Source organism: Cellulomonas sp. P2_F12, from assembly GCF_056403775.1.
Genome location: NZ_JBFUEV010000002.1, coordinates 1 through 22,826 on the forward strand (window position 1 = coordinate 1; position 22,826 = coordinate 22,826).

The window sequence follows — 22,826 nt, forward strand, 5'->3', positions numbered from 1 at the left end:
ATCTTTCCAGACACCACACATGCGTGTGTGTCTCGTATCCGGTATTAGCCATCGTTTCCCATGGTTATTCCAGAGTCTGGGGTAGGTTGCTCACGTGTTACTCACCCGTTCGCCACTGATCAGACCAGCAAGCTGGCCATCACCGTTCGACTTGCATGTGTTAAGCACGCCGCCAGCGTTCGTCCTGAGCCAGAATCAAACTCTCCGTAAATGTCTACATGGCACCCCACCACCGAAGCAGCAGAGCAACCGACACACGAAACGGTCCCGATAAGGACCAATCAGATTCGGCTGAATTGTGGCACCCGCCCCCCACGGAGGTGGAAGAACGGACACCAATCTCAACCAAGACCCACCACCTCAGCACCCACAACCCAAACGGGCCGCAAACACCTCCGATAGCGAGCCATATGGCATCGACTATTTGGCACACTGTTGAGTTCTCAAGGAACAGACGCGCATCCCTCCAGGCCTTTCAACCTGTCCGGAGGCAACCGTTCTAACTTAGCGGAGCGGCCCCTCCGCGTCAAACCCCCTCGTCAGAGGGCATTTGTTGCGGTGAGAACCAGCGGTTCCGCTTCCGGACGCTCCACGTTGACCGACGATCAGATCGCCAGTCGGAGTGTCCGGGGTGGTCTGCCCGGGGGACCAGCCACTGCGGTGCGATCCGCGGTGTCCGTTCCTCCCTGCCGGGCGACATCGAGAACATTACGCAGCGTCCGGCGCAGGTGGCAAATCCGTGGCCGGTGACGCGGGTCACGTCGGTCGATATGCCGCTGACCTGGGCGAACGCTCAGTACAGGGCGCTGGCCATGGCGCGTCGGGCGGCGATGACGCGGGGATCCTCGCCGCCGATCACCTCGAACAGGTCGACCAGGCGCACGCGGACGCGCTCACGCTCGGGGCCGAACGTCGTGCGGAGCACGTCGATCAGTCGCGCGAAGGCGTCCTCGACCTTGCCGCCGAGGATGTCGAGGTCGGCGACCGCCAGCTGCGCGTCGACGTCGGACGGGTCGGCGGCCGCAGCGGCGCGTGCTGCCTGGAGGTCCGCGTCGCGCGTCCGCTCGAGCAGGCCGACCTGGGCCAGGCCGGCGCGGGCGAGGGCGTCGCGAGGGTTCTCCTTGAGCGCCTGCTCGTAGGCGGCGGTCGCCGCGGCGAGGTCGTCGGCCTCGATGGCGTCGTACGCGGCCTGGTGCAGCGGCGGGAGCTCCGGCTCGGGCTCCTCCTCCGCCGGCTCCCCGCCGGTGGTCGGTGCGGCCCGTCCGGTGATGCCGTTCGCCTCGGCCGCAGCGAGCACCTGGTCGAGGACCGCGCGCACCTGGTCGAGCGGGTAGGCGCCCTGGAACAACGGGAGCGGCTGCCCGGCCAGCACCGCGACGACCGTCGGCACGCTCTGCGCCTGGAACGCCTGGGCGATCTGCGGGTTGGCCTCGGCGTCGATGCGCGCCAGCAGCCAGCGCCCACCGTCCTCGTCGGCGAGCGCGGCCAGGTCCGCTGCGACCGTCGCGCTGGCCTCGCTGCGCGGGGACCAGAGGACGACGACCACCGGGTACTCGGTCGAGCTCTGCACCAGCGCCGGGAACGACCCCTGGTCCACGTCGACGACGTAGGTGCCCGGCGCCGGCAGGCCGCCGGGGCTGCCCGGGGCCGGGGTCGCGGGGCGGTTCAGCGTCGAGAGGTCGACCGCGCCGCGGACGTCGAGGCGGGGGCGGGGTCCGGTGGGCTGGGACATGCGTCGATCTTCCTTCGAGGCCTGCGTCGGTGGGTGGTCGGTCGGGCTATCGGTCGGTCACTCGGCCGTGGCCGACGTGACGGCGTGCTCGGCGGCGAGCAGCTGCACGGGTGCTCCGCTGCCTGCCGGGGGCACGTACATGACCAGCACGTCGGTGAACGTCCGGACGAAGTTGCTGCCGGCGCTCTGCTTGCCGGTGAGCGCTGCATAGAAGGGGTCGGAGATGGGGATCGTCCCACCCGCGACCGTCAGCGTCACCGTCGACACCGTGGTGAGCTGGCCGACGACGATCGCGCCGCCGTCCACCGTGCCGAGGCTGACGACCGGCGCGGCCTCGGGCGTGTAGGTCTCGCTGGCCGTCCCGGCCGCCTGGACGCCCGCCGCCGTCGCCGCGCGGGCCGCCTCGATGCTCGACCGGAACGTGTCCGGGGCGAACGTCGCGGCGAAGGCCGAGGCGTCTCCGTTGGCCAGCACGTCGGCGTACTGCTGGAGCGCCTCGGTCGGGGTCACCACCAGGCCGGTGGCGTCCGGCGCGAGCACCGGGCTGCCGGTCTCGGGCGAGGCGGTGGGGGGCATCTGGACGCCCGCGCCCATCCGGCCCCAGCCCCACAGCTTGTACGGGTCGCGGGGCGCGGCCTGCTGCATGACGAGGATGCGCGGGGCCTGCAGGTCGTCGGGCTGCTTGGTGACGACCAGCTGGGTCCGTGGCCACTCGTCGGTCTGCGGCACGATCAGCGCCTGCGCGTCGGTGGGGAGCGCGGTCGGGGCCTTCGCGCCCGCGGTCGCGTTGGCGCGGACGTACTCCGCCGAGCGCACGGCCAGCGCCGGTCCGAACACCCGCGGCGGGAGCTGGGCCGGGTCGAGCGCGGCGTCGGCCGCGGCCAGCACGGCGCCGAGGTCGGTCAGCACGTCCTGGGACTGCACGACGGTCGTGGCGGCCGGCGGGACGGCGGGGACCGGCTCGGGCTGGGCCTCCGGGAGCGGGTTGCCGCACGCCGCGAGCCCGAGCAGCAGCACGCTGCCGAGGGCCGCGACGACCCGGCGGGACCAGGCGGTGCGCGTCATCGACCCTCCTCCGTGGTCTCGTCGGTGTCCGGCTCGGTCGGGGCGTCGCCCTCCGTGGGGGGCAGGCCCCAGGCCCGGCGCCACGCGTCGGCCCGCGAGCCGGCCGTGGCGGCCTCGTCGGCGGGTGCGGGCTCCGGCGTCGTCGTCCGGACCCAGGCCGGCCGTCCCGCGTGCACGGGCTCGGCGTCGGGACCGGCGGGCGAGCCCGGGCGCAGGCGCGCGCCCGGAGGAGGCGGGCCCGCCGACCAGGCGGTCGGGTCCTTCGGGTCCGGGGCGGGGTTCGTCGGCGCGTCAGCCGCGCCCGCGGCGGAGGCCGCGCCGGCCGCACCGGCCGCGGACGGAGCCGGTGCTGCGGCGTGGGCCCACGAGGGGCGGCCGTGCGGTGTGCCGGCGGGCGGGTCGACCGGTGTGGCGGGCGTCCGCGCGACGTCGGCGGCCGGGGCGGTCGGTGTCCAGCCCGACGCCGGGACGGCGCGGTCGGATGCGACGGCCGCAGCGGCGGGCGCCGCGGCAGGAGGTACCGCAGGCACGGACCCCGTGGGCGGCCTCAGGTCGCGGCGGCTCGTGGCCACGACGGCCGGTGTCACGGCCGGAGCCTCGCTGCCGGTCGGCGTCGTCGCAGGAACGGATCCCGTGGTGGTGGGGACCTTCGGGAACGAGCCCGTGCGGGGTCGCGCGGCGCGGGCCTGCGCCGCCTCCCGGAGCTGGCGACGGGTCAGGACCGGGATGTCGTCGACGTCTCCCACGGCGACCCCGGCGGTGACGGCCGGGATGGCGCCGGTGGTGACGGGGTGCCAGACCGGCTCGTCGAGCCCGGCCCGGCGACGGCGGACGTCGCGCAGGAGGAGCCAGCCAGCGAGCAGCACGAGCAGGGCGCCGACGACGACGCAGGGCCAGAGCCACGGCGTCGTGACGACGCGGGGCCACGCCAGCGAGAGGGTCGGCGCGGAGGTTCCGGTGCTGACCGCCAGCAGGCTCCAGCGGCCCTCCTGCGCGGGCCACACGAGCTGCGCGGAACCGGTGCCGCTGACCTCGGCGACCCACAGGTCGGAACCCGTCGGGTCGGCCGCGGTGGCCGGCGCCTCGGCGGCACCCTCGGAGGGGGTCGGCGTGGCTGCGTCCGCCGGCGGCGCGGTGGCCGCGTCGGTCGGTGCCGGGCTCGGGGCCGGGGCGGCGACGTCGTCGACGGCGAGCGAGTGCCAGCCGGACAGGCCGGTGACGGTGCCGTGCGCGTCGGAACCCACCCAGCCGGCGACGTCGGTGTCGCGACCGACGGCGAGGACGACCGGGCCGCCGCCGGGCACCGTGACCTTGACGGTGACGGGGTCTCCGCCGAGCTCCAGGACACCGGGCTCGGTGACGAGGGTGTGCTGGTCGCCGGACGTCGTCGCCACGAGCACGTCGTCGGCTCGCCACACCGTCGCGGACGCGATGCCGAGACCGATGACGACCAGTCCGACGACGCCGACGGCGGCGATGATCAGTCGCTTGAGCACGCAGGATCCTCCAGGGACGAGAGGCCCCAGGATAGGCAGAGGGGCTCGTCACGACCGAACCGGGATCGAGTGGACGGATCGTCCCGGGTGTGCAGGCGAGCGCAGGAGGCCGACCGCAGCACCGTGAACACGCGTATCCTGTCCGCCGGGCTCCGGTAGTCGACGAGCGCCTCGACCGAGGCCGCTCCGCGCGGAGCCACCGTGCCCAGGAGGACTGCTCGTGCCCGACGCCCGGACCCCTTTCCCCGTCGTCAACTTCCGTGGATACGAGCGCGAAGCCGTCGACGAACGCATCTCCGGGCTCGAGAAGGCCCTCGCCGACGCCCGCGCCCAGGTGGAGTCGCTCGACGGCCGCGCCATGCAGGTCGCCGGTGAGCTCTCCGAGGCGCACCGCCAGCTCCGCGAGGCCGAGCGCCCCACCTACTCCGGGCTGGGCTCGCGCATCGAGCAGCTCCTGCGCTCCGCCGAGGAGCAGTCCTCGGACGTCGTGACGCAGGCGAACGCCCAGGCCGCCGACGCGCTGGCCCGCGCCAAGCTCGCCTCCGGCCAGCTGCGCGCCCGCGCCGAGAACGAGGTCGCCGAGGTCGTCGCCACCGCCCGCCGCGAGGCGGACGAGGTCCGCACGACGGCGTCGTCGGAGGCCGAGAGCACGCTCCTGGCCGCGCAGCGCCGGGCCGAGGAGCTCGTCGGCTCCGCCGAGCGCGAGGCCGCCCGCATCCAGAGCGCCATCACCACCGAGGAGAGCGAGCGGCGCAGCTCGCTCGAGCGCGAGCTCGGAACGCTGCGCGCCAGCGTCGAGCACGAGGCGACGCAGCTGCGCATCGCGACCGAGCGGACCGCCAGCGAGCTGCGGTCGCGCGCCGAGATCGAGACCACCGCCCAGCGCGAGGACGCCGAGCGCTACGCGCAGGACCTGCGACAGGGTGCGGACGCCGACACCACCGAGCTGCGTCAGCGCGTCGAGGCCGAGCTGGCCGCAGCCCGGGTCGAGGTCGACCGGTACGTGGCGCAGCAGCGCAGCGACGCCGCGGCCGAGGTGGGCGCCGCCCGCCAGCAGGCCGCCGAGGAGGTCACGTCGCTGCGCGTGCAGACGCAGGAGTACGCCGACGGCGTGCGTGCGGCGGCCGAGCGGGATGCCGCCGCGCTGCAGCAGCGGGTCGCCGCCGAGGTGGCCGCCCTGCGCGTCGAGGCCGAGCAGTACGCGGCCTTCGTCCGCGCCCAGGCCGAGCGCGAGACCGGCGAGCTGCGCTCGAAGACGTCCGACGAGCTCGCGGCCCAGCGGGCCGAGTCCGACCAGACGGTCGTGGCCCTGCGCGGCGACGCCGAGCGGTACGCGGCCGACCTGCGGGCGCAGGCCGAGCGCGAGACCGGCGAGCTGCGCGAGCGCGCCACCCACGAGACCGCCCACCTGCGCGACGTCACGACCCGCGAGGCCGCGGAGCTCCAGGAGGTCACCGCACGCGAGACCGGCGAGCTCCGGTCGGCCGCCGACCGGGAGACCGGCGAGCTGCGCGAGCGCACCCGCCTCGAGGTCGAGCGCGCGCTCACCGACGCGCGTCGGGCCGCGGCCGAGCTCACCACGTCGGCGAAGACGCACGCCGACGAGCTGGTGCGCTCCGCCGAGCAGCAGCTGGCGGACGCGGAGCTGACCATCGCCTCCCGCCGCGAGGCCGCCGAGCGCGAGGACGCCGAGCGCCACGAGACGGCACGGGCCGAGACCGAGCACCTGGTGCGCGACGCCGAGGCGCACGCGGCCGAGGCCGAGCAGCGGGTCGCCAAGGCGCTGGCGCAGGCCGACAAGGTCCGCACCGACGCCGAGCAGCACGCCAAGGAGCTCATCTCCAACGCGCGCAAGAACGCCGACCGCGTCGTGGCCGAGGCCCGCGAGCACGCCGAGAAGCAGATCTCCGACGCCATGATCGAGTCGGAGCGCGAGCGCACGTCCGCCACGCGGCAGGTCGAGGACCTCAACCGCCAGCGCGAGTCGATCACCTCCTACCTCGACGAGCTGCGCAACCTGCTCGGCCACAACCCCGACCGGGCGACGCTCGAGCGGGCGACCCGGGCCGAGGCCGCGTTCGAGAAGGAGCAGAAGTCCGCTCCGGCTGCCGCGAAGGCGCCCGCCAAGGGTGCCGACGACGCCTCCGCTCCCGCCGGCAAGCCCGCGCGCCCGGCGTCGCGTCCGACGAAGTCGCGCCCGGCGCCGGTGTCCGCAGCCGTGCCGGTCGTGGAGGAGGCGCCCGCTGCCGAGGGGTCCGACAAGCCCGAGGTCGCCGAGCCCGCCACGGACGACAAGGCCGAGTCCGTCGAGGCGCCGGCCGACGTCAAGGGCGAGGCCCCCGTTGCCGATGCCCAGGACGAGCAGCCCGCCGAGAAGGACGACGCAGCCGCGCCGACCCGCTGACGGGCAGACGTCGGAAGGGCACCCGTGACCGATCAGACCTCGTCCGACGCGACCGCCCGCTGGCGCGAGGAGCGGCGCGCCGCGGCTGCCGCGCACGGTGAGCTGCTGGCCGACCGGCAGCGGGCCGAGTCCGCGCGGGCACAGGAGCTGATCGACGCGTTCCTGGTCCGGGTGACCCGGTTCGGCCCGCAGCCCGTCGAGCTGTCGGCGCGCAGCTACGACGGGCGGGCCCGCTACCGGACGCCGCTGACCGGCTGGTACCTGCGGCGGGACGAGACGGTGGCGATCGACACGGCCGGCAAGTTCTACGTGCTCACGACGCCGTCGAGCCTGGCAGCGCGCTTCCGCGGCGTGACCCCCGAGCCGTCCGCTCCCCCGCTGGTGATCGGCGCGGGCGGCAAGGACGGCGAGTCGCTGGATATGTCAGAGGCGCTCGCGCGGGTGCTGGGTCGCTGACCCCTACGCGTCGCTGACTCCTACCCGGAGTCGACGACCTGGGCCAGCTCGGCCAGCGCGGCCGCGACCGCGGCGGGCTGCTCCACGGCCGAGAGGTGGCCGGCGTGCGGCACGACGACGAGCCGGGCGTCCGCGGCGGTCGCGACCAGGTGCTCGGCAGCCTCGACCGGCGTGACCGTGTCCTCGTCTCCGACGACGACCACGACCGGCCCGCGGTACGCGCCGAGCACGTCGGAGCGGTCGGGGCGTGCCGCCATCGCCCGCTGCGACCAGGCGATGCCCGCGGGCGGCTGCTGGTCGATCCAGGCGGCGACCTCGTCGGCGAGCCCGGGCCGTGCCGCCCGGGTGGTCTCGCCCAGGAGCGACGACGACATCGGTCGGACCGCGTCGACCGTGCCGGCGGTCTCGACCTCGGCCGCGATGCGCAGCCGGTTGGCGTGCGCCTCGGGGGCGTCGGCGGTGGACTTCGTGTCGACCAGCGCGAGACCGGCGATCAGGTCGGGGTGCCGCTCGAGCAGCGCGAGGGCCACGTAGCCGCCCATCGACAGGCCGGCGACCACGGCGCGCTCGACGCCGGCCGACCGCAGGTCCGCGGCGACCAGGTCGGCCGAGGCCTCGAGCGCCGGCTCAGGCAGGTCCGTGGCCGAGCCCGGGGTGCCCGGCAGGTCGACGGCGTGCACCGCGCGACCGGCCGGGATCGCGGCCGCGACGGCGTCCCACATCCGGTGGTCCAGCGGGAAGCCGTGCAGGAGCACGACGGGGACACCGTCGCCCCCGTCGCGATAGGTGTGCAGGCTCATGCGTCGTCCTCCGCCGTCGTGCTCGGACCGGCCCAGTGCGTCGGCAGCGGGAGCTCGTGGCCCGGGACCACGTGGGCGACGATCTCGTCGAGCACCCGGCGGACCGCGGTCTCGCCCACCCAGAGGTGCTTGGCACCGTCGACGCCGATGACCTCGGCCTGCGGGACGCGGGCGAACCGGCGGCGGGCCTCCTCGGGACGCAGGTAGTCGTCGAGCTCCGGCACGAGGACGACCAGCGGCTTGCCGAGCTCCGCCCAGGCGTCGAGGTCCGCGTCCGTGGCACGGTGCAGCGGCGGGGACAGGAGGATCGCGCCCTCGATCGACGGGTCGCGGCCGTGCATGAGCACCAGCTCGGTGCCGAACGACCAGCCGACCAGCCAGCGCTTCGGCAGGTCGTGGAACTCGGCGAACTCGATCGCGGCGTGCACGTCGTACCGCTCGGCGGCGCCGCCGTCGAACGCGCCGCCGCTGGTGCCGCGCGGGCTGGACGTGCCCCGGGTGTTGAAGCGCAGGACCGCGAGGTCCGCGAGGGCCGGCAGCCGCCACGCCGCCTTCCGGAAGACGTGCGAGTCCATGTAGCCGCCGTGCGTCGGCAGCGGGTGCAGCGTCACCAGCGTGGCGACCGGGGGCGTGGCGGCCGGCCGCGCCAGCTCGCCGACGAGCGTGAGGCCGTCGGCGGTGTGCAGCTCGACGTCCTGGCGGGCGGCCGGCAGGACCGTGAGCGAGCGGATGAGGCCGGGGTCGGTCGTGTTCGTGGTCATCGGGACGAGCCTAGGCCGCGCTCGGCGAGGGCACCCGCGAGGTCGAGCACGTCGGCCACGCCGTCGTCGGCGTTGGAGGCGCACCGCCGGGTCGCGGCCGCGAGGACGGCCGGGTGCGCGTTGGCCATCGCGAACGACGTGCCCGCCCAGCCGAGCATCGACAGGTCGTTCGGGGCGTCCCCGACCGCCCAGGCGTCGGCCGGGTCGATCCCGCGGGCCGCCGACCAGTCGGCCAGGGTCGCGGCCTTCGTGATCCCCGGGCCGGAGATCTCCCCCAGGCCGACCGCACCCGAGTCGGCCACCACCCCGAGGTCGCCGACGACCGCTGCCAGCTCGGTGGCGAAGTCGTCGGTGGTGGGCCGGGTGCTGCGGACCAGCAGCTTGTACGTCGACGGCCCGAGCACGTCCTCGATCCGGTCGGCCGTCGGGCTCCCCGCCGGCACGTGGTGCGTGGAGCGGAACCGGGTCTCGTGCGCGAAGCCGGCGCCGCTCTCCGCCGCGAGGTGCACGTGCTCCGGGCCTCCCCAGGCGGCTCGGACCCGGTCCGCGATGCCGCCGACCAGTGCCGGGTCCATCCCGCGCTCCGCGAGCACCTTCCCGGTGCCGACCTCGAGCACGGCGGCGCCGTTGGCGCAGATGGCGATGCCGTGCCCGGCGACGTGCGGCGCGAGGTCGCGCAGCCAGCGAGGTGGCCGCGCCGTCACGAACACCACCTCGATCCCGGCGTCGGCGGCCCGGACCAGTGCGCGGGCCGTGCGCTCCGACAGCGAGCCGTCGGGGCGCAGGAGGGTGCCGTCGAGATCGGTCGCGAGAAGCCGCGGCGCGCGCGTCTCTGTCATCGGCGCGTGGGTCCGCGGCGGCCGCGTGCCTGCCAGCACGACGTGTGCCAGTGCCGGCGGTCGTCGAGGGCCTCGCCGAACAGGCCGTCGGTGCGCCAGGCGACGACGTGGCCGGTCCCGGCCGTCACCAGCTGGTCGCAGCCCGGGCAGCGGAACGCGCGGTCGGACCCGCGGACCTGCTGGACCACCCACTCGCCGTCGGGGGCGGTCTCCGAGCGGCGGCCGCCGGTGGCCCGGTCGAGGTCGAGCTCGACGTGCTCGGCGCCGTACGGCCGCTTCGTCGATCGTCGTCCCACGTCCCCATCCTCCCCCACCGCGACGGGACGTCCGCACTCGTGGGGCCCTGGGCTCACCGAGTGCGGACGTTGCGCGTGGTGGTGGTGAGCGGGACGTCCGAGCACGTAGGCGTCGGGGCAGCTACTTGCTCGGACGTTGCGGGAGCAGAAGCGACGTCCGCACTCGTGGGGGTCGGAGCCCGACCGAGTGCGGACGTCGTGGGGTGGGAACGACGACGTCCGCGCTCCCGAGGGGGCGCGGACGTCGTGGACGTGCGTCAGAGGGCGGCAGACTCCGGGGTCGGGATCGCGTTGGTGCGCAGGAGCTCGCGGTACCAGAGGCCCGAGTCCTTGACCGTCCGCTCGAGGGAGTCGTAGTCGACGCGGACCACGCCGAAGCGGCGGTCGTACCCGTAGGACCACTCGAAGTTGTCCATCAGGGACCACACGAAGTAGCCGCGCACGTCGGCGCCGCGCTCGATGGCCTCGCCGACGGCGTCGATGTGGTCGTGCAGGTAGGCCACGCGGTCGGCGTCGTGCACCCGGCCGTCCTCGCTGACCTCGTCGTAGAAGGCGGCGCCGTTCTCGGTGATGGCCATGGGGATGCGCGGGTAGCGGTCGTGGATCTCGAGCAGCAGATCGACCAGGCCCTGGGGCTCGATGTTCCAGCCCATCGCGGTGTGCGGGCCGGGCTGCGGGAGGAACTCCACGTTGCCGGCGCCGACCCACGGGCTGTTCTCCGACGAGCGGTGCCCGTCCGGGCCCGGGGTGCCGTCGCCGCCGGCGGGCGTGCCGTGCTGGACGCGACCGGTCGAGTAGTAGTTGATGCCCAGCAGCGCCAGCGGCACCTGGATCAGGTCGAGGTCGCCGTCGAGGACGAAGGACCAGTCGCTGATGTGCTCGGTGTCCGCGAAGACCTGCTTGGGGTACTCGCCGTCGAGCATCGGGCCGAGGAACACCTCGTTGGCGATGGTGTCGATCCGGCGCTTGGCCTCGACGTCCTCGGGGGCGTCCGACGCCGCGCGGGTGACGTGCAGGTTGAGGGTCACCGAGATCGGCGTGTCCTGCCCGAGCACGTCCTTGATCGCACGACCGGCCAGGCCGTGCGCGAGGTTCAGGTGGTGCACGGCCGCGAGTGCCGACGCGTCGTCGGTGACGCCGGGGGCGTGCACGCCGGAGGCGTAGCCGAGGAACGCGGAGCACCACGGCTCGTTCAGCGTGGTCCACAGGTGGATGCGGTCACCCAGCACCTCGGCGAGCTTGCGCGCGTACTTCTCGAAGTTGAGGGCCGTCTGGCGGTTGGCCCAGCCGCCCTCGTCCTCGAGCGGCTGCGGGAGGTCCCAGTGGTACAGCGTGGCGACGGGCTTGATGCCGGCGGCGATCAGCCGGTCGGCGAGGTCGACGTAGAAGTCGAGGCCGGCCTGGTTGAACTCGCCGGAGCCGGTGGGCTGCACGCGGGGCCACGCGATGGAGAAGCGGTAGGCCTGCAGGCCCAGGTCCTGCATGATCGCGACGTCCTGCGGCACGCGGTGGTAGTGGTCCGCCGCGACGTCACCCGTGTCGCCGTCGAGCACCTTGCCGGGCGTGCGGGAGAACGTGTCCCAGATGGACGGCAGGCGTCCGTCCTCGTCGAACGCGCCCTCGATCTGGTACGACGCGGTGGCCGACCCCCAGAGGAAGTCGGCGGGGAACTGGCGTCCGGAGGGGCGCGTGGTCGTCATGTGCGGGTCCTTCAGGTCGAACGGACTGGTGCGGGCGGCGGCTGCGGGTCGACGCAGCGGGTCTGCAGGGGCTGGGCGGCGGGCGACGAGCGGCGTCCGTGCCGCGCTTCCACACACCTCGCCCCGGTTTGTCGAAACGATACGATACACGCCGTGGGAACGCTCCCGCCACCCGGGTTGCCCCTGAGGTGGTGGGAGCCCTCAGAGCGAGAGCTCGACCGCGGCCTGCCCCGCAGTCGCGCGTGCGGCGGGCCCGTCGAGACCGACCTGCACGTTCCACGGAGCCGTCGCTCCCCGGGCCTCGACGCGTACGGTGCCGCCGTCGCGCCGCACGACGAACGTGACCGGTTCGGTCCCGTCCGGCGCCGGCACGGTGACGACGGAGCGGTGCCCGTCGGCGACCTCGAACAGCCGCAGCGTGACGCCGTCGGCCCAGTCGTAGTCCGGCCGGTCCGTGCGCGCACCGACCGGCAGGACCGCACCGGGCCGCACGTAGACGGGCAGCGACGAGAAGCCGTGCTGCTCGCGGACCCAGCGCGGGCCGGTGACCTGCGCGCCGGTGAGCAGCGAGGTCCAGACGCCCTCCGGCACGTAGACGTCGACCTGCCCGTCCGCGGAGAAGACCGGCGCGACGAGCACGTCCTCGCCGAGCATGTACTGCGTGTCGACGGTGGCCGCGCCCGGGTCGTCCGGGAACTCGAGGACCATCGGCCGCATCACCGGCAGACCCTGCTCGTGCGCGTCGGCGCCCAGGCGGCCGAGGTACGGCATGAGCGCGAGCTTGAGCTCGGTGAACGTGCGGGTGACGTCGACGGCCTCGTCGTCGAAGGCCCACGGCACGCGGTACGAGTCCGAGCCGTGCAGCCGGCTGTGCGACGAGAGCAGCCCGAACGGCAGCCAGCGCTTGAACACGGCGGCGTCGGGCGTGCCCTCGAACCCGCCGATGTCGTGGCTCCAGTAGCCGAAGCCCGACGACGACAGCGACAGGCCACCGCGCAGCGACTCCGCCATCGAGACGAAGGTGGACTCGCAGTCGCCGCCCCAGTGCACGGGGAACTGCTGGCCGCCGGCCGTCGCCGACCGCGCGAACAGCACGGCCTCGCCCTCGCCGCGCTCGGCCTCGAGCAGGTCGAACACCGCGCGGTTGTACTGGTGCGTGTAGTAGTTGTGCATGCGCTCGGGGTCGGACCCGTCGTGCCACACCACGTCGGTGGGGATCCGCTCGCCGAAGTCGGTCTTGAACGCGTCGACACCCTGACCGAGCAGCCGCCGCAGGTGCCCCTGGTACCAGGCGACCGCGTCGGGGTTGGTGAAGTCGACCAGGGCCATGCCGGCCTGCCACTGGTCCGTCTGCCAGACCGAGCCGTCGGCGCGCTTCACCAGGAAGCCGCCCGCGCGCCCCTCCTCGAACAGGCTCGAGCGCTGCGCGATGTAGGGGTTGATCCACACGCAGACCTTGAGCCCCTTGGCGTGGAGCCGGGACAGCAGCCCCTCCGGGTCCGGGAACGTCGCCGGGTCCCACGTGAAGTCCGTCCAGTGAAACGCGCGCATCCAGAAGCAGTCGAAGTGGAAGACGCTCAGCGGCAGCCCGCGCTCGGCCATGCCGTCGACGAACGACATCACGGTCGCCTCGTCGTACTGCGTGGTGAACGACGTCGACAGCCACAGCCCGTACGACCAGGCCGGCACCCGCGCCGGGCGGCCGGTCAGCGCGGTGTAGCGGCGCAGCACGTCCCTGGGCGTCGGTCCGTGGATCACATAGTACTGCAGCGACTCGCCCGCGACGGAGAACTGCGTGCGGGACACCGCCTCGGAGCCGACCTCGAACGAGACGTGCCCGGGGTGGTCGACGAAGACGCCGTAGCCCGCGTCGGACAGGTAGAACGGGACGTTCTTGTACGCCTGCTCGCTCGCGGTGCCGCCGTCCTCGTTCCAGATGTCGACCGTCTGGCCGTTCTTCACGAACGCGCCGAACCGCTCGCCGAGTCCGTAGACGTGCTCGCGCACGCCGAGGCCGAGCTGCTCGTGGACGTAGGAGTCGCCCTTCGCGTCCGTCGCGATGCCGACCGACCGGGCGCCCGACGAGGTGAGCACCCGCCCCGCCGCCTCGAACTCGACGTCCCACTCCCCTGCCGTGGACACGCGCGCCGTGAGGTCGCCCGACCGGAAGGTCGCCACGCCGTCGGCGTCGGCTCCCGTGACCTTGACGTCGGCCGTGGACTCGGCGACGTCGAACCACGGCCCACGGTCAACGCCGCCGCTGTGGTGCTCGACCCGGACCCGGACGACGTCGGGCATGGGGCTGGTGAACGTCACGGAGACCGTCGGACGGTTCAGGGTGTCGCCACGCCGTGCGATCGCCTTGGTCGCCGCGTGCACGGTGAGCACCTGCTCGCCGACCTCGACGTCGACCACGGATCGCGGGTGCAGCACCGTGACGCCCGGGAGCGTCTGCCAGTAGCCGTCGGTGAACTTCATCGTCGTCCTCTCGGGCCTGCGCTGCGTCTCCACGCAGTGTCGCAGGCGCTCGCCGCATCGTCGAAGCGCTTCGCTGGCCGAGCGTACGGCATCGCTGCGGAAATGTGCACCTACCGTGCGGAAGAAGGTAATCGAAGCGTATCGATAAGCACCGTCGAACCATCCGGGTGCCCCTGCCGCTACCCTGACGCCATGGCGACAATCGGCGACGTGGCTCGCGCGGCAGGGGTCTCGGTCTCCACGGTCAGCTACGTGCTGAGCGGCAAGCGGCCGATCTCGCAGCCGACCCGCGAGCGCGTCGAACGGGCGATCCGTGAGCTGTCGTTCCACCCGCACGCGGGCGCGCGGGCGCTGGCGTCGAGCCGGAGCAACGTGATCGCCCTGATGGTGCCGTTCCGCCCCGGGATCAACGTGGCGATCATCATGGAGTTCGTGGCCGGGGTGCTGACCACGGCGCGCCAGTTCGACCACGACGTCCTGCTGCTCACGCAGGAGGACGTCGGCGGCATCGACCGGGTCTCGGCGACGTCGCTCGCCGACGCCCTCATCGTCATGGACATCGAGTCCGAGGACCCTCGCCTGCCGTACCTGCGGGCGCTCACGCGCCCCGCGGTGCTCATCGGCGTGCCGGCCGACACGAGCGGCCTCTCCTGCGTCGACCTCGACTTCGCGGCCGCGGGCAGGCTCGCTGCGCACCAGCTCACGGTGCACGGCCACCGCCGGCTCGCCCTGATCGGCGCCTCGCGCGACAGGTTCGAGCACCGAGCCAACTACGCGGTCCGCATGCGTGACGGCGTCGTCGAGCAGGCGACGACCGACTCCGCGTCGGTCGTCGTGGTGCCCTGCGAGCCGAGCTACGCCGGCGGCGTCGCCGCCGTGGACGAGCTGCTGGCCACGCATCCCGAGACGACCGGGCTGGTGGTCCACAACGAGGCCGCGCTGGCCGGGGTGGTCGAGGCCCTCGAGCGGCACGGGCGCGGAACGGGCGAGTCGATGGCGATCGTGGCCATCAACGCGGCGCACATCGCCGAGTCGATCGAGCGACCCATCGACGCGATCACCGTGCCGGGGCACGACATCGGCCGGATCGCCGTGGAGATGGTCATGGCCCGGCTCGAGGGCGGCGGCGTCGCCGAGACGCGGCTCGTCGCGCCGACCCTCGAGGAGCGCGGGAGCGTCTTCGCGGCACGCTGATCCGCCCAGGAATCGTCGAAGCGTTTCGAAATCGTCGGACGAATCTGCCATCACGTCGGGCTTCTCGGCCCCATCCACGTATTGACATCCGGACATCTTGCCGTCAAGACTAACCGCCGTGGGCGCATCGAAGCGCTTCGCCTGACAGCGAAGTGCACGCCCGAAGAACCCGAACACGTCGAAGGAGATGTGACATGCGTTCGAGACTGCTGACGGCGGTCGGAGTGGTCGCCGCAACGAGCCTCGCCCTGGTCGGTTGCTCGAGCGGCGCCGGCGACGACGCCGGGTCGGGCGAGTCCGCCGCGGGACCCGTGACCCTCCAGTACTGGGCCTGGGGCACCGCACAGGACCCTCTCGTCGACGCCTGGAACAAGGCGCACCCCGACATCCAGGTGAAGCACACGGACGCCGGCGGCGGCACCGACTCGTCGGCCAAGCTGCTCACGGCCACGCGCGCCGGCAACGCCCCGGACCTGTCCGTCGTCGAGTACCAGACGCTCCCCGCCATGATCGTCGGCGACGTGGCCGCCGACATCACGAAGTACGTGGGCGACGACGTCAAGAAGTCCTTCACCGACTCCACCTGGGGCCTGACCACGTTCAACGACGCGATCTACGGCGTCCCGCAGGACGTCGGGCCCATGGCGTTCGTCTACAACAAGGCCCGTCTCGACGCGCTCGGCGTCAAGGTGCCGACGACGTGGGCGGAGTTCAAGACGGCTGCCGAAGCCGTGCACACCGCCGACCCGAGCACGTACCTCGCTACCTTCAACACCACGGAGTTCGGCTTCTTCGCCGGCATGGCGCAGCAGGCGGGCGCCAAGTGGTGGTCGGTCGACGGCGACACGTGGACCGTCGGCATCGACGACGAGGCGTCGAAGGAGGTCGCCGACTACTGGCAGGACCTCATCGACAACGACCTCATCAAGGTCGAGGACCTGCTGACGCCGCAGTGGAACCAGGAGGTCAACGCCGGTCAGATCCTGTCCTGGCCGTCGGCGCTCTGGGCACCGGGCGTCATCTACGGCGTCGCTCCGGACATGGCCGGCCAGTGGGCGATGGCCCCCCTGCCCCAGTGGACGCCCGGCGACACCGCGGTGGCGTACCAGGGCGGCTCGGCGGTCGTCGTGACGACGTCGTCCAAGCACCCCAAGGAGGCCGCCGAGTTCGCCGCCTGGATCAACTCCAGCGACGAGGGCGCCGGTATCCAGCTGGACACCGGCCAGTACCCGGCCTCGACGCTGGGCCAGACCAAGGCCGAGACGTCCGCCCCGCCCGTCCTGATGCCGCAGCAGACGGACTTCTGGAAGCTCGCGTCGAGCATCGCCGCCGACACGATCCCGTCGATCACCTGGGGGCCGAACGTCAACGTGGCGTCGAGCGCGTTCCAGGACGCGATGGCCAAGGCGGTGGAGAACGGCACGCCCCTGCGTGACGCGTTGACCGCCACCCAGAAGGTGGTCGTCGACGACATGAAGACGACCGGGTTCACCGTCAACGAGTGAGGCTATCGACCCCGACGCCCCGGCACGCCCCGGGGCGTCGGGGTCGACCTCGCGCTGGAGAGTGACATGACCATCCCCACCACGCTCACGCCGCCGGTCACCGCGACCGTGACGGCACCCTCCGGGAACCGGCCCCGCCGCGGGACGATCGCCCCCTACGTCTTCCTCGCCCCCGCGGTCGTGCTGTTCGTGGCCTTCCTGCTGGTCCCGATGCTGTACTCCGTCTGGCTGAGCTTCCGCGGGCTGCGGCTGGTCGGCGGCGGTGCGTTCGGCAAGCGGACCGAGGTGTTCGTCGGGCTGCACAACTACGTCGCCGCGTTGACCGACCCCGACTTCCTGGCCGGCTTCGGACGGCTCGCGATCTACGGCGCCATCGCGATCCCGCTGACCCTCGGCCTCGCCCTGCTGTTCGCGCTCCTGCTCGACTCGACGGTGACCCGCGCGAAGCGCTTCTCGCGGACCGCGATCTTCATCCCGTACGCGGTCCCCGGGGTGGTCGCCTCGCTGATGTGGGGCTTCATGTACCTCCCGGCGACGAGCCCGTTCAGCTACATCACGCGGGCACTCGGCTGGGGCTCGATCCCCTTCCTCGAGAACCCCGAGATCTTCGGCTCAGTCGCCAACATCGCGATCTGGGGCGGCGTGGGCTTCAACATGATCATCATCTACACCTCGCTGCGCGGGATCCCGTCGGAGATCTACGACGCCGCCCGGATCGACGGGGCCGACGAGCGGCAGATCGCCTGGCGGGTCAAGATCCCGCTGGTGTCGCCCGCGCTCATCCTGACCGGCCTCTTCTCGCTGATCGGCACCCTGCAGGTCTACGGCGAGCCCACCACCCTGCGCCCGATGACGAGCGCCATCACCCAGACGTGGGTCCCCCTCATGACGATCTACCGCGACGCGTTCACCCGCGACGACCTGCCGCTCGCGGCCGCGTCGTCCGTGATCCTCGCCGTCCTCACCGTCCTGCTCTCCGTCCTGCTGCTGCGCGTGACGCAGAAGCGCGCCTTCGGGGAGGACTGATGGCGACGATCACGGCGGTGCGTCCGCTGCAGACGCGGACGTCGTTCCTGACCAAGGCCGTGCCGACCGGAGTGATCGTGCTCGGCGCGGTCTACTGCCTGATCCCGGTCCTGTGGGTCATCACGGCCTCGACCAAGTCGAAGTCGCAGCTGTTCACCACCTTCACGTTCGCTCCCGGCAACGGGCTCGTCGACAACCTGCGGGACCTGTTCGCCTACGGCGACGGGCAGTACATGACCTGGGCACTGAACAGCCTCCTGTACGCCGGCGTCGGCGCCATCCTGTCCATGCTCGTCTCGACGATGGCCGGCTACGGGCTCGCGAAGTACCAGTTCCGCGGCCGCAACGCGATCTTCTTCGCGATCCTCGCGGGCGTGCTCATCCCGGGGATCACGCTCGCGATCCCGCAGTACCTGCTGATGTCCAAGATCGGGATGGCGGGCTCGTACCTCTCGGTGCTGGTGCCCGCGATCATCTCCCCGTTCGGCATCTACCTGTCGCGCGTCTTCGCCGCCGCGTCGGTGCCGATGGAGACGATGGAGGCCGCCCGGCTGGACGGCGCGAGCGAGGCCCGGATCTTCACCTCGATCGGGCTGCCGATGATGCTCCCGGGCATGGTGACCGTGTTCATGCTGCAGTTCGTCGGCATCTGGAACAACTTCCTGCTGCCGTTCATCATGCTCTCGGACCAGAACAAGTACCCGATCACCGTGGGCCTGTACACCCTGCTCTCGAAGGGGTCCGGCGAACCGGCGCTGTACAGCATCGCGATCGTCGGCGCGGCCCTGTCGATCATCCCGCTCGTCGCGCTCCTGCTCTTCCTCCAGCGCTTCTGGCGGCTCGACCTGCTCAGCGGAGGGCTCAAGGGATGAGCCTCGCCCCCGACCCTGCCCGGACGGTCGTGCTGGGCGGCTTCCCGGTGAGCGTGCTCACGGTCGGCGCGTCCGCCCTCGGCCGCGAGTCGCTCGCGGACGAGGTGGCGGAGGCGACGATCGAGGCCGCCCTGACCGGCCCCCTCGCCCTTCTCGACACGAGCAACGACTACGACCAGAGCGAGCGGCGCATCGGCCGGGTGCTGCGCCGGCTGGGCGGGGTGCCGGCCGGGCACGCGGTCGCCACGAAGGTCGACCCGCCGCCCGGGTCGGCCGACTTCTCGGGCGACCGGGTGCGCCGCAGCGTCGAGGAGAGCTGCGAGCGGCTGAGCCTCGAGCACCTCCCGCTGGTCCACCTGCACGACCCGGAGCGCACGACGTTCGAGGAGGCGATGGCGCCCGGCGGGGCGGTCGACGCGCTGCTGCGGCTCCGGGACGAGGGCGTGATCGGGCTGGTCGGGGTCGCAGGCGGCCCGTCCGCGATGATGGAGCAGTACATCCGGACCGGCGCCTTCGACGCCGCGATCACCCACAACCGGCTGACCCTGCTGGACCGGTCCTCGGACGGCGTGCTCGATGCCTGCGCCGAGCTCGGGGTCGCTGCCTTCAACGCCGCGCCGTTCGGCGGCGGCATCCTCGCGGGCCGCCGCGCCGACCCGCCGCTCTACGCCTACCGGCCGGCCACCGCGGAGCATCTCGCGGCGCTCGACCAGATCGCGGCGGCGTGCGCACGCCACGGCGTCGATCTCCCCGCTGCCGCGCTGCAGCTCAGCACCCGCGACCCGCGGATCACCTCGACGATCGTGGGCGCGAGCCGGCCCGAGCAGATCGAGCAGGCGCTCGCGTGGGCGCGGCAGGACATCCCCGACGAGCTGTGGGACGAGCTGCGCGCGTACCTCCCCCACCGCGACGTGTGGCTCGGGCCCGACGGCCGCTGACGACGACAGGAGCACGATGAGCAAGGCACCGCTGCGCACGGACCGGTTCTGGTTCGGCGGCGACTACAACCCGGAGCAGTGGCCGCGCGAGGTGTGGCAGCAGGACGTCGAGCTCATGCAGCGCGCCGGGGTCAACACCGCGACCGTCGGCGTGTTCTCCTGGGCCCTGCTGGAGCCCGAGGAGGGCCGGTACGAGTTCGGCTGGCTGGACGACGTGCTCGACCTGCTGCACGACGGCGGCATCGGCGTCGTGCTGGCCACCCCCACCGCGTCGCCGCCCCCCTGGTTCTCGCTGGCGCACCCGGACGCGCTGCCGGTGCTGGCCGACGGGACGCGCCTCACGCACGGGAGCCGCGACACGTACTGCGCGTGCGCGCCCGCCTATCGCACCGCTGCCCGCCGGATCGCCGCGGCGCTGGCCGAGCGCTACGGCGACCACCCGGCCCTGCGGGCGTGGCACGTGCACAACGAGTACGGGACGTTCTGCTGGTGCGACCACGTCGCAGAGTCGTTCCGCACCTGGCTCCGCGACCGCTACCGCACGCTCGACGCGTTGAACGACGCCTGGGCGACCGCGTTCTGGAGCCAGCACTACGGCTCCTGGGAGCAGATCCAGCCGCCGCGCGCCACGCAGTACCTGCACAACCCGACCCACGCGGTCGACTTCCGCCGGTTCTTCTCCGACGAGCTGCTCGACTGCCTGCGCGAGCAGACCGAGCAGATCCGCGCGGCGGGCTCGACGGCCCCGGTCACGACGAACTTCATGCTGCCGACGTGGAACCACCTGGAGCAGTGGAGCTGGGCCGCCGAGCAGGACGTGGTGTCGATGGACCACTACCTCGACACGACCGGCCCCGACGGCGAGGCGCACGTGGCCTACGCGGCGGACCTCACGCGGTCGTGGTCCGACGGGCGGCCGTGGCTGCTCATGGAGCAGTCGGCGAGCTCCATCTCCGTCCACGGCCGGATCGCGTTCAAGGACCCGAGGCGCGCCGTGCGCAACTCGCTGTCGTACGTCGCCCGCGGCGCGCAGTCGTCGCTGTTCTTCCAGTGGCGCGCGTCCGCCGCCGGGTCCGAGGCGTGGCACGGTGCGATGGTGCCGCACGCGGGCGCCGACTCGGCGACCTACCGGGCGATGTGCGAGCTGGGGGCTGCCCTCGACGCGATCGCGGAGATCACGGAGCCGCCCGCCGACGGCCGGGTGGTCGATGCCGACGTCGCCGTCTGGTGGCACGCCGAGGGGTGGTGGGCGCTGGAGAACCGGTCGCTGCCGTCCGACCACCTGACCTACTCCGACGCCGTCCGGTCCACGCACCGCGCGCTGTGGCACGCGGGCGTCGCGGTCGACTTCGTGCCGCCGGGCCGCGACCTGTCGGGCTACCGGCTGGTCGTGGTCCCGAGCATGTTCGCGATGGACGACGCCGCGGTCGACTCGCTCGAGGCCTACGTGCGCGGCGGAGGACACCTGGTGGTCGGACCGTTCACGGGGATCGCCGACGAGCACCTGCACGTGGTCACCGGCGGCTACCCCGGGCGCCTGCGCGACCTGCTCGGCGTGCGCGTCGAGCACCTGGCGCCGCTGGCGCCCGGCGAGCACGTCGAGCTCACGGGCGGCATGCGCGGGCAGACCTGGTCGGAGCTCGTCCAGCCGACGACCGCCTCGGCCGTCGCCACCTACACCGGCGGGGACCTCGACGGCAGCCCGGCGATCACCCGGGCGACGGACCCGTCCGGTGGCACCGCGACCTACGTGTCCACCGCCCTCGACGAAGCGTCGATCACCGGCTTCCTCGGGTCCCTGGCCGCGAGGGCCGGCGTCGCGCCCGTCCTCGCGGACGTGCCGCCCGGCGTCGAGGTCGTCCGCCGGCGGGGCGCCGAGGCGACCTACCTGTTCGTGCTCAACCACTCCGACCGTCCGGTCGTCGTCCGCGGACCCGGTGAGGAGCTGCTGGGCTCCGTCGCGACCGACGACGGCCTGTCGGTGGCCGGCCTCGGCTACGCCGTCGTGCGCGAGCGTTCGAGGGACGGGTGGACGCTGACCAGCACCCCGTCCTGATGCAGCGCTAGATCCAGGCGCCCCCGCGCAGCACGCGGACGGGCCGCAGGTCGTCGTCGGTCACGACGAGGTCTGCGCGCCGGCCCGCGGCGAGCGCGCCGAGATCCCGGCGGCCCAGCACGTCGGCCGGGGTCGTCGCCGCCGCGAGCACCGCGTCCTCGAGCGGGACCCCGGCGGCGACGACGTTCCGGACGACGTCGAGCAGGTGCGCCACTCCCCCGGCGATCGCGCCGGTCTCGTCGGCGATCCGCGCGACCCCGCCTTCCACGGTCACGTCCATCGGGCCGAGCCGGTAGGCACCGTCGGGCATCCCCGCGGCCGCCATCGCGTCCGTGACCAGCGCGATCGAGCCGGGGCCGACCAGGTCGAACACCGACCGGACCGTGCCGTCGGCGAGGTGCGTGCCGTCGGCGACGAGCTCGACCACCAGCTCGCCGCGGGCTGCCGCCGCCAGGCATGCGGCGATCGGGCCCGGGTCGCGGTGGTGCAACGGGCGCATGCCGTTGAACAGGTGCGTGGCGGTCAGCCGGCCGTTGGACCGGGCCGCCAGCAGGTCGAAGCCGCGGTCGACGGCCTCGCCCACCTGCTCGGCCGACGCGTCCGTGTGCCCGATCGACGGCACCGCGCCGACGTCGACGAGCGCCGCGATCACCTCGTCCGCGCCGGGCACCTCGGGGGCGACCGTCATCGTCACCAGGTGGCCGTCCGCGCTCTGTGCGATCCGGCGGACCAGGTCGGCGTCGCCGTCCAGCATGTCCGCCGGGTTCTGCGCGCCGCAGCGGTCCGCCGACAGGAACGGGCCCTCGAGGTGGATGCCGACGATCTCGCCGGCGTCCGCCAGCCCCGCGAGCAGGGCCGTGCGCTCCAGCAGGACGTCCGGCGGGGCCGTGACCAGCGAGGCGACCAGGCTCGTGGTCCCGTGGCGACGATGCTCGTCGACCGCGCGCTGGGCGTCCGCCGCGTCGACCGCGTCCGGGAAGCTCGCCCCGCCGCCGCCGTGGCAGTGCAGGTCGACCAGGCCGGGCAGGATCGTCGCGTCGGACGGGTCCGGCGGGGCCCAGCCGGTGGGGAGGCCGTCGGCGGGACCGACCCAGACGATCGTGGCGTCGTCGATCACGACCACCCCGTCGTCGAGCACCCCGCGGGGGGTGACGAGGCGGCCGCGCAGGATCAGGGGCTCGGTGCTCACGGGTTCATCCTTCCGCATG

Annotated in this window: 18 protein-coding genes and 1 rRNA gene; 8 read left to right on the top strand and 11 right to left on the bottom strand. The window is 73.2% G+C overall.

Going from position 1 to position 22,826, the window contains the following annotated elements:
- From AC1DWH_RS04885 to AC1DWH_RS04900, 4 genes are all read right to left on the bottom strand, one after another.
- Positions 1-211 (bottom strand): 16S ribosomal RNA (locus AC1DWH_RS04885); the annotation flags it as partial.
- Positions 212-793: 582 nt separating this feature from the next.
- Complete coding sequence (locus AC1DWH_RS04890; RefSeq protein ID WP_456847585.1) at positions 794-1,732, bottom strand: co-chaperone YbbN; 939 nt, start codon at positions 1,730-1,732, stop codon at positions 794-796.
- A gap of 57 nt (positions 1,733-1,789) precedes the next feature.
- Positions 1,790-2,797: a DUF8094 domain-containing protein gene (locus tag AC1DWH_RS04895; RefSeq protein ID WP_477092735.1), complete on the bottom strand. Its 1,008-nt coding sequence runs from the start codon at positions 2,795-2,797 to the stop codon at positions 1,790-1,792.
- Positions 2,794-4,293, bottom strand: a complete 1,500-nt coding sequence (locus tag AC1DWH_RS04900) for a hypothetical protein (protein ID WP_477092736.1) — start codon at positions 4,291-4,293, stop codon at positions 2,794-2,796. The genes AC1DWH_RS04895 and AC1DWH_RS04900 overlap by 4 nt, the downstream gene beginning before the upstream one ends.
- A 220-nt stretch (positions 4,294-4,513) precedes the next feature.
- Between AC1DWH_RS04900 and AC1DWH_RS04905 the strand changes: the two genes are divergently transcribed.
- Together AC1DWH_RS04905 and AC1DWH_RS04910 are read left to right on the top strand one after the other, a co-directional pair.
- A complete protein-coding gene (locus tag AC1DWH_RS04905) occupies positions 4,514-6,697 on the top strand; it encodes a hypothetical protein (RefSeq protein ID WP_477092737.1) in 2,184 nt (727 codons plus the stop codon).
- A 24-nt stretch (positions 6,698-6,721) separates the two neighbouring features.
- Positions 6,722-7,153: a hypothetical protein gene (locus AC1DWH_RS04910; RefSeq protein WP_477092738.1), complete on the top strand. Its 432-nt coding sequence runs from the start codon at positions 6,722-6,724 to the stop codon at positions 7,151-7,153.
- Between the two features lie 20 nt (positions 7,154-7,173).
- Here the strand turns inward: AC1DWH_RS04910 and AC1DWH_RS04915 are convergent, their stop codons facing one another.
- From AC1DWH_RS04915 to yicI, 6 genes are all read right to left on the bottom strand, one after another.
- Complete coding sequence (locus AC1DWH_RS04915; protein ID WP_477092739.1) at positions 7,174-7,953, bottom strand: alpha/beta fold hydrolase; 780 nt, start codon at positions 7,951-7,953, stop codon at positions 7,174-7,176.
- A complete protein-coding gene (locus AC1DWH_RS04920) occupies positions 7,950-8,714 on the bottom strand; it encodes an alpha/beta hydrolase (protein WP_477092740.1) in 765 nt (254 codons plus the stop codon). The genes AC1DWH_RS04915 and AC1DWH_RS04920 overlap by 4 nt, the downstream gene beginning before the upstream one ends.
- Positions 8,711-9,553, bottom strand: a complete 843-nt coding sequence (locus AC1DWH_RS04925) for an HAD family hydrolase (protein ID WP_477092741.1) — start codon at positions 9,551-9,553, stop codon at positions 8,711-8,713. The genes AC1DWH_RS04920 and AC1DWH_RS04925 overlap by 4 nt, the downstream gene beginning before the upstream one ends.
- A complete protein-coding gene (locus AC1DWH_RS04930) occupies positions 9,550-9,849 on the bottom strand; it encodes a hypothetical protein (RefSeq protein ID WP_477092742.1) in 300 nt (99 codons plus the stop codon). The genes AC1DWH_RS04925 and AC1DWH_RS04930 overlap by 4 nt, the downstream gene beginning before the upstream one ends.
- Positions 9,850-10,106: 257 nt before the next feature.
- Positions 10,107-11,549 carry a GH1 family beta-glucosidase gene (locus AC1DWH_RS04935; RefSeq protein WP_477092743.1) on the bottom strand — a complete coding sequence of 481 codons (1,443 nt, stop codon included), beginning with the start codon at positions 11,547-11,549 and terminating at the stop codon, positions 10,107-10,109.
- Between the two features lie 201 nt (positions 11,550-11,750).
- Positions 11,751-14,027, bottom strand: coding sequence for an alpha-xylosidase (gene yicI / locus AC1DWH_RS04940; RefSeq protein ID WP_477092744.1), 2,277 nt, complete (start codon positions 14,025-14,027; stop codon positions 11,751-11,753).
- A 192-nt stretch (positions 14,028-14,219) separates the two neighbouring features.
- Between yicI and AC1DWH_RS04945 the strand changes: the two genes are divergently transcribed.
- The 6 genes from AC1DWH_RS04945 (at position 14,220) to AC1DWH_RS04970 (ending at position 21,618) form a co-directional block, all read left to right on the top strand.
- A complete protein-coding gene (locus tag AC1DWH_RS04945; protein ID WP_477092745.1) occupies positions 14,220-15,221 on the top strand; it encodes a LacI family DNA-binding transcriptional regulator in 1,002 nt (333 codons plus the stop codon).
- A gap of 194 nt (positions 15,222-15,415) precedes the next feature.
- Positions 15,416-16,726 carry an ABC transporter substrate-binding protein gene (locus AC1DWH_RS04950; RefSeq protein WP_456847601.1) on the top strand — a complete coding sequence of 437 codons (1,311 nt, stop codon included), beginning with the start codon at positions 15,416-15,418 and terminating at the stop codon, positions 16,724-16,726.
- Positions 16,727-16,792: 66 nt separating this feature from the next.
- Positions 16,793-17,752: a carbohydrate ABC transporter permease gene (locus tag AC1DWH_RS04955; RefSeq protein ID WP_477092746.1), complete on the top strand. Its 960-nt coding sequence runs from the start codon at positions 16,793-16,795 to the stop codon at positions 17,750-17,752.
- Positions 17,752-18,624, top strand: coding sequence for a carbohydrate ABC transporter permease (locus AC1DWH_RS04960; RefSeq protein WP_477092747.1), 873 nt, complete (start codon positions 17,752-17,754; stop codon positions 18,622-18,624). Before AC1DWH_RS04955 ends, AC1DWH_RS04960 begins: the two co-directional genes overlap by 1 nt.
- Positions 18,621-19,562, top strand: a complete 942-nt coding sequence (locus AC1DWH_RS04965) for an aldo/keto reductase (protein ID WP_477092748.1) — start codon at positions 18,621-18,623, stop codon at positions 19,560-19,562. The genes AC1DWH_RS04960 and AC1DWH_RS04965 overlap by 4 nt, the downstream gene beginning before the upstream one ends.
- A 16-nt stretch (positions 19,563-19,578) precedes the next feature.
- A complete protein-coding gene (locus AC1DWH_RS04970; protein WP_477092749.1) occupies positions 19,579-21,618 on the top strand; it encodes a beta-galactosidase in 2,040 nt (679 codons plus the stop codon).
- Between the two features lie 7 nt (positions 21,619-21,625).
- On the opposite strand, the gene AC1DWH_RS04975 is transcribed toward AC1DWH_RS04970, so the two are convergent.
- A complete protein-coding gene (locus AC1DWH_RS04975; RefSeq protein ID WP_477092750.1) occupies positions 21,626-22,825 on the bottom strand; it encodes an N-acetylglucosamine-6-phosphate deacetylase in 1,200 nt (399 codons plus the stop codon).
- Position 22,826 lies beyond the last annotated feature (1 nt).

Coding starts and splice junctions, on each gene's coding strand:
- AC1DWH_RS04890 (WP_456847585.1), bottom strand. CDS start 1,732: ATGTCCCAGCCCACCGGACCCCGCCCCCGCCTCGACGTCCGCGGCGCG.
- AC1DWH_RS04895 (WP_477092735.1), bottom strand. CDS start 2,797: ATGACGCGCACCGCCTGGTCCCGCCGGGTCGTCGCGGCCCTCGGCAGC.
- AC1DWH_RS04915 (WP_477092739.1), bottom strand. CDS start 7,953: ATGAGCCTGCACACCTATCGCGACGGGGGCGACGGTGTCCCCGTCGTG.
- AC1DWH_RS04920 (WP_477092740.1), bottom strand. CDS start 8,714: ATGACCACGAACACGACCGACCCCGGCCTCATCCGCTCGCTCACGGTC.
- AC1DWH_RS04925 (WP_477092741.1), bottom strand. CDS start 9,553: ATGACAGAGACGCGCGCGCCGCGGCTTCTCGCGACCGATCTCGACGGC.
- AC1DWH_RS04935 (WP_477092743.1), bottom strand. CDS start 11,549: ATGACGACCACGCGCCCCTCCGGACGCCAGTTCCCCGCCGACTTCCTC.
- yicI (WP_477092744.1), bottom strand. CDS start 14,027: ATGAAGTTCACCGACGGCTACTGGCAGACGCTCCCGGGCGTCACGGTG.
- AC1DWH_RS04945 (WP_477092745.1), top strand. CDS start 14,220: ATGGCGACAATCGGCGACGTGGCTCGCGCGGCAGGGGTCTCGGTCTCC.
- AC1DWH_RS04950 (WP_456847601.1), top strand. CDS start 15,416: ATGCGTTCGAGACTGCTGACGGCGGTCGGAGTGGTCGCCGCAACGAGC.
- AC1DWH_RS04955 (WP_477092746.1), top strand. CDS start 16,793: ATGACCATCCCCACCACGCTCACGCCGCCGGTCACCGCGACCGTGACG.
- AC1DWH_RS04960 (WP_477092747.1), top strand. CDS start 17,752: ATGGCGACGATCACGGCGGTGCGTCCGCTGCAGACGCGGACGTCGTTC.
- AC1DWH_RS04965 (WP_477092748.1), top strand. CDS start 18,621: ATGAGCCTCGCCCCCGACCCTGCCCGGACGGTCGTGCTGGGCGGCTTC.
- AC1DWH_RS04970 (WP_477092749.1), top strand. CDS start 19,579: ATGAGCAAGGCACCGCTGCGCACGGACCGGTTCTGGTTCGGCGGCGAC.
- AC1DWH_RS04975 (WP_477092750.1), bottom strand. CDS start 22,825: ATGCGGAAGGATGAACCCGTGAGCACCGAGCCCCTGATCCTGCGCGGC.